9 protein-coding genes and 2 pseudogenes are annotated in these 10,436 nt (G+C 36.5%); 6 read left to right on the top strand and 5 right to left on the bottom strand.

Annotation, left to right across the window (positions count from 1 at the left end; all coding sequences use genetic code 11):
- Window positions 1–83 precede the first annotated feature (83 nt).
- From BM012_RS08890 to BM012_RS08900, 3 genes and pseudogenes are all read left to right on the top strand, one after another.
- Window positions 84–1,139 carry a DUF3231 family protein gene (locus BM012_RS08890; protein WP_235606173.1) on the top strand — a complete coding sequence of 352 codons (1,056 nt, stop codon included), beginning with the start codon at window positions 84–86 and terminating at the stop codon, window positions 1,137–1,139.
- Between the two features lie 75 nt (window positions 1,140–1,214).
- Window positions 1,215–1,704 (top strand): annotated as a pseudogene (locus BM012_RS08895) (hypothetical protein).
- 143 nt (window positions 1,705–1,847) lie between these two features.
- Complete coding sequence (locus BM012_RS08900; protein ID WP_061805222.1) at window positions 1,848–2,303, top strand: hypothetical protein; 456 nt, start codon at window positions 1,848–1,850, stop codon at window positions 2,301–2,303.
- A gap of 157 nt (window positions 2,304–2,460) precedes the next feature.
- On the opposite strand, the pseudogene BM012_RS08905 reads toward BM012_RS08900, so the two are convergent.
- From BM012_RS08905 to BM012_RS08925, 5 genes and pseudogenes are all read right to left on the bottom strand, one after another.
- Window positions 2,461–2,769: pseudogene (locus tag BM012_RS08905) on the bottom strand (IS3 family transposase); the annotation flags it as partial.
- Window positions 2,770–3,258: 489 nt separating this feature from the next.
- On the bottom strand, window positions 3,259–4,359 hold the full coding sequence (locus tag BM012_RS08910) for a GerAB/ArcD/ProY family transporter (RefSeq protein ID WP_061804977.1): 1,101 nt from the start codon (window positions 4,357–4,359) through the stop codon (window positions 3,259–3,261).
- Between the two features lie 180 nt (window positions 4,360–4,539).
- Window positions 4,540–5,637, bottom strand: coding sequence for a GerAB/ArcD/ProY family transporter (locus BM012_RS08915; RefSeq protein ID WP_061805221.1), 1,098 nt, complete (start codon window positions 5,635–5,637; stop codon window positions 4,540–4,542).
- Window positions 5,638–5,663: 26 nt separating this feature from the next.
- Window positions 5,664–6,893: a Ger(x)C family spore germination protein gene (locus BM012_RS08920; RefSeq protein ID WP_061804976.1), complete on the bottom strand. Its 1,230-nt coding sequence runs from the start codon at window positions 6,891–6,893 to the stop codon at window positions 5,664–5,666.
- Window positions 6,883–8,505 carry a spore germination protein gene (locus BM012_RS08925; RefSeq protein ID WP_061804975.1) on the bottom strand — a complete coding sequence of 541 codons (1,623 nt, stop codon included), beginning with the start codon at window positions 8,503–8,505 and terminating at the stop codon, window positions 6,883–6,885. Before BM012_RS08925 ends, BM012_RS08920 begins: the two co-directional genes overlap by 11 nt.
- A 128-nt stretch (window positions 8,506–8,633) precedes the next feature.
- Here BM012_RS08925 and BM012_RS08930 point away from each other — a divergent pair, with 128 nt between their 5' ends.
- The 3 genes from BM012_RS08930 to BM012_RS08940 form a co-directional block, all read left to right on the top strand.
- Window positions 8,634–8,855 (top strand): YczF family membrane protein, encoded by a 222-nt coding sequence (locus BM012_RS08930; RefSeq protein WP_061804974.1) that lies wholly within the window; start codon window positions 8,634–8,636, stop codon window positions 8,853–8,855.
- Between the two features lie 182 nt (window positions 8,856–9,037).
- Window positions 9,038–9,832, top strand: a complete 795-nt coding sequence (locus BM012_RS08935; RefSeq protein ID WP_061804973.1) for a DUF4046 domain-containing protein — start codon at window positions 9,038–9,040, stop codon at window positions 9,830–9,832.
- Between the two features lie 346 nt (window positions 9,833–10,178).
- Window positions 10,179–10,436 (top strand): helix-turn-helix domain-containing protein (locus tag BM012_RS08940; RefSeq protein ID WP_074842803.1); only part of this gene is annotated, 258 nt, incomplete at its 3' end.

A 10,436-nucleotide genomic window follows, 5' to 3' on the forward strand; every position in this document is an offset into this window, starting at 1 on the left:
TTATAAGTTAAAGTTCAGATTTGTTAGAATTAATTTTTTCCAATGGCTATCATAAGCGAAAATGCGGGAAAAGGAGATGGATTATGACCACCGATAAAGATTTAAATCCAATGAATGTGTTGAAACCACTCAATATAAATCCCAAAATATCAGATGAGACTCAACCTTTAACGTCTTTTGAAATGGGTAAACTTTGGGCTACTTATATGGGAAACAGCATGTCCATTCAAATTTTAAGTTATTTTCTTCAACATTGCGAGGATGAAGATATTAAGTTGCTATTGGAAAATGGTTTAGCCCTATCAAAGGATTTCATACAAAAGATAGAAGGAGTTTTTAAAAATGAAAATTTCCCTATCCCCATTGGATTTACTAAAGATGATGTAAATCTTGGCGCCCCCCGTTTATACGCAGATGAATTTTATGTTCACTATTTAAAATATGCTGCTAAGGCAGGTTTGAGTCTTTACGCAGTAGCCGTTCCATTGGTAATGCAGGAGGATATAAGGGAGTTTTTTATTTATTGTAATCAATGTACTACCGTCTTTTTAGGACAAATTAATAGTGTTTTAATGGACAAAAAATTCATTGCAACACCTCCTATCATTCCAACTCCAACACCAGATGGAATTGATAAAATTGATAAACAAAGTTACTTAAAGGGTTTTATGGGAGATATCCGACCATTACAGGCATTAGAAATCATACATCTTTGGGATAACATTGAGAATAATGTAACAAGTATGACATTATTATCGGGATTTCATCAGATAGTTCAAGATCCAAAGATAAAGGCTTTGTTTAAACGAGGTTTAGACATGACTGATAAAGCGCTAAAGCAATATAAGGAAAAACTGCATATTGAGCACATTCAATCACCGTCGTACCTAAACCATTTGGTTACAACCTCTACATATCCACCTTTTTCTGACAAAATCATGCTGTTCCATAAAGTAGATATGTTCGCAATGAAGATAAGGTCATTCGGAAACTCACTGGCGGTAACAGCAAGAAGAGATATCGATTTCTTATATATAAGAAATCTTATGAACATTGGCCTATTTGTTGACGACGGTATTAATATCTTAATTGATAAAGGTTGGTTGGAATCACCGCCAAAAGCGTATGACAGGATTTAAGATACAATTGGAACAACTTGAACAACTTCCAATTGAAAGCTAGTCGAAAATAATTTTAAAAAGGAATAGAGCGATGTGGCGAACAATAAAGAAGCGTTGTTATGGAGTATTGCACTCCCAGGATTCGGTCAATTTCTAAATGGTAAACTTATAAAAGGTATTGTGTTTATGTTTTTAGAATTTCTAATTAATGTTAAAGGTCATTTTAACACCATAATTATTTCAAGTTTTCAGGGACACATAAAAGAAGCGATTGAACAAGCTGATTATCAATGGTTACTGTTTTATCCATGTTTATACTTTTTTTCCATGTTTATACTTTTTTTCCATGTGGGATGCTTTTAAAGATGGAGGCGGAGGGAAAGGAAAATATTCTTTTTTACCTTTTGTATTTTGTGCTTATTTTGTGACCGTTGGATGTATATACTCTTCACATTTTAGACTCTTTGGGCTCCTGCTTGGGCCCGTTTGGCTCCCCATACTTTTTGTCGTTCCTGGTATAGTTACCGGAGTAGTATTAGGTAAATTCATTACAAGTCTCCATAAAAGGTCTAATGTTCCATAAGACTGAAAAGCAAGCCATATCACTTCCTGATAGTGAAAAGATATGAATACAATATAAGAAGAGGTTTATATTCACTTCTTTTGCTGTGAGCAGCAGATATGCGATGTCTGAAGAGATATTACTTTTTGAAAAGGATTTTTACTATGATAGGTTTTCTATTAGCTATTACTCTTTTTAATACGGTAGCCTTTACAACCAATAAACGATTAACACGGAATCAAATCGTACATATTTGGATGTTTACTATAGCCTTTCAAGGGCTTGTTGACCTATATGTAGCTGGAAAATACGATGGGTATTGGTACTTTTCTCAAGCGATTGATTGGGAGTCCATTCTTGCATTGACTATATTGATTCCACCTGTAAATATGATGTTTCTAAATGGATACCCGTTTGGTTCCTCTCTTTGTAAACGAATGTTATATGTAGGTTGCTGGACTATAGGTATACTACTTTATGAAGCCATCGCTTTGTTACCTGAACCATGGGGATATTTTCATCATGTGTGGTGGAGATTACGGTATTCCTTGTTCGTCTATCCCCTTTTACTTATTATGGTGGTATGCTATTACAAATGGATTCGTAAAATTGAAAAGTGATACAAAAAAAGAGCAAGTTCATTATAACTGAATGGATGTGCTCTTTTTCACTTCCTGAAAGTAACATTATGTGAACTAAAAATAAATATCTTATACAGAGTAAAAACAGAAAAACTACTGCTTGGAGTGAAGTGAACCCACAAAGTTAGAGATTTATTTAAGCTGCTAATGAGGACTGAATTCTGCATTCTACAGGAGTCAATTCTTTTAATTTTGTTTTAATTCTTTTGTGAATGTAATAGAAAATATAGGACTCTAATTCTTTTTTTAAATGCTCTATACGGTTAAACTCTTGAAGATAAAATAACTCTGATTTTAATAAATCGAAGAAGTTTTCTATCCCCTCGTGATCTAAACAATTACGCTTACGAGACATACTTTGGATAATGTTATGCTCCTTCAATATATGCTGAGGTCGTGTCATTTGATAATGCCAACCTTGATCTGAATACAGAATAGTATTTTCCAGATAGTTAGTCGTGTTTGAAAGGAAAACAAAAATTGATTTTTGGGAGTGAAAAATCATTCTGATATTGAATTGTTATTTCTATTAGTAACTTCTCTCCCTAATCATAACCAAATTTCAAAGAAGGAAGTTTGTTAGTTATTTTAGCAATCAAATATTCCTGTGAACTACTGTTTATTTGTTTTCTTCAATTTAAAGTATGCATACATGCTTAAAGTAATGGTAACTAGCACTAAACAGGTAAGTGGGAAAATGACAGTGTTAACGAAATGATCATAAAACCAAGTATACATAAAAAATCACCTCATCGTGTGTATAAAGAGAATGGGATACTTTTAATTGTACCCCTATGCCCTACTTTTAATTGTACCCCTATGCCCTACTTCTTAGGAAATTTATTTGTTATAAACCTTTCTATATTTTGTTTATTATCATTAGTTAAAATCCTAAATTCACCAATAATAACTTCATTTTCAACAAAATGATGCATTATTCTCTCTTCTTCTTCCTATTTTTCAAGAAAGCAACAAGAAGAAGAAGGAGAGGAATGAACACAAAGAGAGGAATATGTAGAACAAAAATTGCTATCTTCAGTCCCTCACGGATATGTTCTTGGTAATTGCTCGCAATCGTGATGGATAAAAAGAGAACGGCTATGCCTAAAGGATACGATAGGCGTGAAGGTGATGCAATTCTAAATAAACTAGCCGTGCCTATAACAGCTGCATAAAGCAACACGCTAATCTTAAAAAAAATACCAATTACTAAGGCGATCATAAAGAATACATCAAGACGTTCTAGGAAATCAGCGACTTGAATGCTTTGTACAGTACTAAGAAGAGGGAATTGTGAACGTGCTGTTAAATCAACCCCAAGTACACTAACATTAATGATCATCGTAATCACCAAATTGATTCCACTTAATCCTGTTGCACATAACATGGTCACTTTTGCCTTCTTAGGATTATTTAGATAAGGAAAAATCATCGTAAACACAATAGCTTCTGCAAAAGGAAAATATAAAGTTTGTGTAGATGCAATTTTTAAGACAGGTAACATCCCTTCTTCAAGTACCGGTTGTAAGTTGGTAAAATCGATTAAACCCGAACTCACAATGAGAATAAATCCAGCGACCGCGAGGATGTACACCAATATAAAGAGGAGCTCTGCAGAACGCGCTATAACCTCAATTCCTCTTCGAACCATATAAATAATGACAAGAATTAATAAAGCATTTGCGATAAATAAAGGCGTATCAGGATAGGCGAAGGTTAGTAGCATCTCGCCAAAATCACGTAAAATTCTTGATGCATCATACATAAAGTAAAGAATGTAGGCAAAGGCAATTACTGTCCCTATCACTTTACCGAGGATTTTTTGCATGTACTCCGTAGGCAAGAGATCTGGGTAATAGGAATAAAGCTTGTGATAGATTAAGAACAGAACTAAACTGCCTATCATTCCAAGTAGAATCGCAAGCCAAGCGTCCTGTTTTGCATCCATGGCAAGGGGTACTAGTAAAGAACTACCTAGTTCAAATAGTACCATTAAAATAAATAGCTGACTGGCACTAATTTTGGATTTTTCCATTCACCTTACCCCTCCTTTTTCTCACTTTTGATTCTCTTTTATGCTCAAAAGAAACGATTTATATTGTGAGCCAGCTGCTTCTCCTCTCCTGTCGGGTATACATTTAATTTTGGAGAGTACACATCGCTCTATTTCAAATTTAATTTCACTCATATTGTAATCCCCCTCTTATAAACCTTATTATTCTCTTTGCTTCTTCCTGTTTTTTAAAAAAGCAATAAGAAGAAGGAGAGGAGGAATAATAATGAAGAGAGGAATATGAATAAACGGTGCTATTTTTAGCCCTTCATAGAGATGTTCTTGAAAATTACTCGCAATTATAGTAGACAGAAATAGAATGACTATGCCTAAAGGATACGACAGCCGTGAAGGTGATTTAATCTTAAATAAGTTCGCTGTACCTATGACAACTGCATAAACCAACACGCTAATCTTAAAGAAAATACCGATTACCATGGCAAACATAAAAAACACATCAAGACGTTCTAAAAAGTCAGCGACTTGGATACTTTGTACAGTACTAAGAAGAGGGAATTGTGAACGCGCAGTCAGATCCACCCCAAGCACACTCACATTAATGATCATCGTAATCACCAAGTTGATTCCACTTAATCCCGTGGCACATAACATCGTTACCTTTGCCTTCTTAGGCTCATTCAAGTACGGTAAAATCATCGTAAACACAATAGCTTCGGTAAATGGAAAATATAGGGTTTCAGATAATGTAACTTTTAAGGTTGGTATTAGCCCTTCTTCTAGTACAGGTTGCAAGTTGGTAAAATCGATTAAACCCGAACCCATAATTAAAATAAATCCAGAAACCGCGAGGATATACATAAAAGTAAAAAGCAGTTCCCCTGATCGAGCTATGACCTCTATTCCTTTTCTGATGGTATAAATAATGACAAGTATTAATAATCCATTCCCGATAAATAAAGGCGTTTCAGGGTAGGCAAAGGTTAACAGCATTTCACCAAAATCGCGTAGAACCCTTGAAGCATCATACATAAAGTAAAGAATGTAGATAAAGGCAAGTAAAGTTCCCATCACCTTACCTAAGATTTTTTGCATGTATTCTGTAGGTAGAAGATTAGGATAATACCAATAAAGTTTATAATAGACTAAAAATAGAACTAAACTGCCTATCATTCCAAGTAAAATCGCCAGCCAGGCATCCTGCTTCGCCCTCATGGCGAGGGGCACTAACATAGCAGTCCCCAGTTCAAACAAGACCATTAAGATAAAGAGCTGATTGGCACTAATTTTAGCTTTCTCCATTCCATTCAATTGGTACCTCCTTTGCTTTACTTTTGATTTTCTTTTAAACCTGAAAGAAACGACTTGTTTCGTAAGCCAGCACGACGGACATAGGCCTCCACGGTAATATCTACATCTAATTTCGGAAAATACACATCGCTCCATTCTGATTTTATTTCTTTCCATTCATTTGGTCTAGAACGGTGGACGGTCGCACCGAATCCAAGTATATCTGTTTTGTTTTTCTGCGCATGTTTAATGGATTCCTTTAGCTCGTCTTCAATTTCTTTTCGCAAGGATTTTTCAATTTTTGTAATGACCTTTGGATTGGTAATATCAATAGGTATCTCCATTTCACTGAGGTCTCCTTCAACACGCGCATGAATAGAAATGTGAGGGTGACCATTCTTCACTTGGGCGGACACATCTGTTTTTTGACGAATGGTTTGATAGGTTATGGCTTCTTTTTTTCCTTCCCAATCAATGCTGATAGCAGTTTCTTGTATTTTATCTAAAATCCATACCGTTCCTCTTGCTGTTTTTCCATACAGCCAATCCACTAACTTTCCTTGTTTTAAAACCGCAATTCCCGAAGCTCGAAGTGTTGCTTCAGGCACACTGTCTTGAATGTTTTCTAACTTCCCTGCTTGTTTAGAATTCCCCGTCATACGAAATCCAGATACGACGGTTTCCTCTTTGGAAGATTGAAGTCCTTTCATTACATCTTGGAGTGAAACTTTTACATTTTCTCCCCACTGTCTTTCTGTGAATTCTAAAGTTTTCAGCACTTTATTTGCTGGGATCTTATCAACAGGAGTTAATGTTTTAATCAAATTTGAGGCAGTTGAATGGTTAGCAATAACGAGAGTTGAGGTCGTTCGAAATTCAGCATCTCGATCAAACGCATCCATTAATACCTCAATCCCATCTTCTCTTGCCAGACTTTCCCCAACGACGACTAAGTTTGTATGGGCATAATACAATCTTCGAGAAATTCTGCTTGAAGCCCGTCTGCTTGCCTCGGCTAAATTTTTCCCCGAAACGGAATAGACGGTTACAGGGGGATTTTGTGCATCGCCTCCACCGCCTTGCATCCCTCCAGCCACGTTCCCAGGATTGATAACTTGAAGTGTTAATTTGTATCGTCCATCTTCCACTTTATCTACTCCCACAGCTGCCACAATAGCAAGGTCCGTTAATTCCTTTTTACTCCAACAACTTGTTAGTAAGACAGTCACCGTCATCATTAATAAAAGAAAAGCACCTTTACGTTTCATTGTTGTCACCTTCTTCAATATCCCGATTCACCATACCACGGGATGAAGGAGGATGGGGTTGTTGGTTTTCCCCTTCACGCTTCGTATTTGCACTTATTAATCGTGGTCTTTTTCTAAGCGTCCACCATGGTAATCGTACAATCGTATCTTCATTGTTTGAGGGGATAAAGGGGGCCAATGGTGCCATATACGGAATGCCAAATGAGCGTAAACTGCATAAATGAACGACCAACATAAGAAGGGCCAGAATAATACCATAAAAACCAAATACCGCTGCACATATCATAAACAAAAAACGGAGTAAACGAACCGAAATGGCCATGGCAAAGGAAGGTATAGCAAAATTAGCAATCGCCGTTAGGGATACCACGATAACCATGGCTGGTGACACAATGCTAGCTTGAACGGCAGCTTGCCCAATAACAAGGGCGCCGACAATCGATACAGCTGAACCAATGGCTTTGGGTAACCGAACCCCTGCTTCTCGCAAGATTTCAAAGGTGACCTCCATGAGAAGCGCTTCTACGAAGGCTGGAAAAGGGACCGCTTCCCTTTGTGCTGCAATCGCTACGATAAGCTGTGTTGGGACCATCTCCTGATGAAACGTTGTCACAGCAACATAGGCAGCTGGTGCGATAAGTGAAATAATAAACATAACAACGCGTAAAAAGCGAATTGATGTTGCAATATCGAAACGAACATAATAGTCCTCGGCTGATTGGAAAAATTGGATAAAGACAGCTGGTGCAATCAGTACAAAGGGCGTTCCATCAACGAAAATAGCAATTCGTCCCTCTAGGAGATTCCCTGCCACGATATCTGGCCTTTCGGTATCGTACATAGTGGGAAATGTGGTTAATGTTTGATCTTCAATGAATTGTTGAATATACCCTGATTCTAAAACACTATCAATATCAATCTTATGTAATCGTTGGCGTACTTCTTCAATGACTTGATCATTCGCAATGCCATGCATGTACATCATGGTTACATCGGTTTGGGTGACACGACCAATCTTCGTCGATTCAATCCATAAATCTGGGCTTTTAATAATTCGACGTATCATGGCCGTGTTGGTCCCAAGAGACTCCGTAAAGGCTTCCTTTGGACCGCGTACGACCATCTGAGTATTTGATTCGGTAATGGCACGCCTCTCTCCACCTTTTGTATCTACACTCATTGCCTGGTCTGTTCCATCGACTAGAATAAGGGTATCGCCTGACAATAAGGATAAAAACAGGTCATTCCAAGTATCAATGGATGATACCTTTCCAATTGTGACCATATCTTCAGAAATCAAATCGAATGCGTTCTGCTGATTCACTACTTCTCTATGTTCGTCCTTCATTATGGATTCGAGCAAGAACTCTTGAATCGATTGATTGTCTACAATTCCTTCTACATAGACGATGGCTATCTTAATATTAAAATTCTCCCCCATTTTTAATTGACGAATCACGACGTCTGAACTGTTTCCTGTTTTCTGTTTAATCGTATTAAGATTCGCCGATAGAGAACTGTGCAAATATTTTACTGAATTGTTATCAGATTGATTTTCAGTATCCTGTTGACGGTCTTTTTTTGATTTCCGGTCTTTAAAAAACGAAGGCATAAATTAAGGCACCTTTCCTTTAGTTTCTATTACCTTAACCATGTAAGGAATTTTTATGTAAATTCCCACAAAAAATTTGTATTATATGAAAGGAAAGGGAAGACCCTATTAAGTGGAGTGTGATAAGGATGAAAATTATAGGTGTTTCCCTTTTAATGACGGGATGTTTAATGGGATTATCTCTAGGCATCGATATTCTTCAAGGAGCAGATGTTTTTCAAGCGTTGTATAAGGCTGTCACCCCTTTTCGTGTAATGGAAGTTGTAGAATTATTTGTTCTCTTTTTTCTTCTCTTTCTGTTCTTTGCTGAGTCTGCTTACATTTTTATGAAAAAAAGAAAGGGAAAATAAGTATGTATAAATCGTAACCTTCAAAATGAGAAACGGGAACAAAGTTAGTTTGGCCCGGGTCAAATCTAATCATTCTACTTTACCTTTAAGAGGAAAATAATATGTGATTTCTATGTATAGAATAATTGCATTATTATCTATAATAGATTTGTAATGAATTTTACCAGAGGGGAGGCGAAACAATGAGCCGAGAATGGGTGGTTGAAATCTATCAAGATGTTTTAAATGGAAAAGTAAAGCGTTTTCCCAATAAGTTTTTCTCAGGAGAAGAAGGAAAAAAGTATGTGAGATATATGACATGTTATCTGCTTGAAGACCGATTATCGATTCCAATTCATGAAATTCCTATAAGAGTACAGGCAAATATACTATGGTCCCATCGTCTAAAACCACCTGCTATGATTTATGGTTGGAATTATTATGATGTAATTGAAAATGCTTATCCAGGACGCTTTAAACCGTGGGAGTTTCAGCAAGTCCCTCATAAATATTGGCACGGAAAAGAAGGGAAAAATCGAGCAATTGAGGCGGTTAAGCATGTAATAGAAAATGAACTGAATATTCCTATAGAAGAAATCCCCTTACACGTGAATCTTCATTTTTTTAAAAAGTATCATTTATATGGTGTCTTCGATATTTTTGAACAATCTCCTTTTCAAGTTATTCAGGCTGTTTATCCAGGTGTATTTAAACCGTGGCAATTTGCGAATGTCCCACTGAATTGTTGGAAAGATCGTGTATCTATTCAAGAAACGATGGACTATTTTCTGTTCCAACAGCTCCGTTTTTCCTCCTATGAAGAAGCATTGGTAAAAATAAGGAAACAACACTTTTTTGATTTCCAACTAACGGGTTTATTACAAAGGGTTTTTGACTCTAGGATGCAAAAGGTCAGAGAATGGATAAAAATAAGCATGAAGAGAGGACAGAAATCAATAGAGGAAAAAGGCAGTTCTGGTTCGAAAATAATGCAATAGAAACATGGAATGGTAATATCCTGTTAACTTTGAGATTAAGCAGCTACTTTTTATTTTGTTCGCAATCATTAGTAAGTACAAGACGAACATAGCCTTCTATATAGTTATGAGTATTAGTGATATTTTTTCTTATCCTTTCTATTCTGCTAATCACAGGAATTTATGATCCCTATTCTAATCATATTAGATAACGACGTAATTTATTGGATTCAATTCATAATAAATGAGTTAACATAACGCACATTCCAGGAAGTAAAAAAACGCAAGCCCGTTCTGATATGATCCCCTTATAGTAGACAGAAAAAAGAGAGCCCTTTATTCTATCTACTACGGAGGGGATTTTTTTATGGGTAAAACTAATAGAACGTATGACCTAAAAACGAAGAGAAAAGCAGTAGACTTATATCTGAAAGAAGAAATGGGGTATAAAACGATTGCGAAGGAGTTAGAAATTGATGTTGCCATCATCTATCGATGGGTGAAGCACTTTCAAGCTGAGGGACTAAAAGGGCTCGAAGAAAAACGTGGAAAAGCAAAAGGGGTTGGTAAGGGAAGACCCACTACTCAACTTGAAACAACAGAGACCAAACTGAAACGATTGGAA

It is taken from the genome of Priestia endophytica DSM 13796 (assembly GCF_900115845.1).
Taxonomy (GTDB): domain Bacteria; phylum Bacillota; class Bacilli; order Bacillales; family Bacillaceae_H; genus Bacillus_I; species Bacillus_I endophytica.

What these genes read in the sequence shown, in the direction of transcription:
- BM012_RS08925 (WP_061804975.1), bottom strand. Translation starts at nt 8,505, where the DNA reads ATGCCTTCGTTTTTTAAAGACCGGAAATCAAAAAAAGACCGTCAACAG.
- BM012_RS08890 (WP_235606173.1), top strand. Translation starts at nt 84, where the DNA reads ATGACCACCGATAAAGATTTAAATCCAATGAATGTGTTGAAACCACTC.
- BM012_RS08930 (WP_061804974.1), top strand. Translation starts at nt 8,634, where the DNA reads ATGAAAATTATAGGTGTTTCCCTTTTAATGACGGGATGTTTAATGGGA.
- BM012_RS08900 (WP_061805222.1), top strand. Translation starts at nt 1,848, where the DNA reads ATGATAGGTTTTCTATTAGCTATTACTCTTTTTAATACGGTAGCCTTT.
- BM012_RS08935 (WP_061804973.1), top strand. Translation starts at nt 9,038, where the DNA reads ATGAGCCGAGAATGGGTGGTTGAAATCTATCAAGATGTTTTAAATGGA.
- BM012_RS08910 (WP_061804977.1), bottom strand. Translation starts at nt 4,359, where the DNA reads ATGGAAAAATCCAAAATTAGTGCCAGTCAGCTATTTATTTTAATGGTA.
- BM012_RS08920 (WP_061804976.1), bottom strand. Translation starts at nt 6,893, where the DNA reads ATGAAACGTAAAGGTGCTTTTCTTTTATTAATGATGACGGTGACTGTC.
- BM012_RS08915 (WP_061805221.1), bottom strand. Translation starts at nt 5,637, where the DNA reads ATGGAGAAAGCTAAAATTAGTGCCAATCAGCTCTTTATCTTAATGGTC.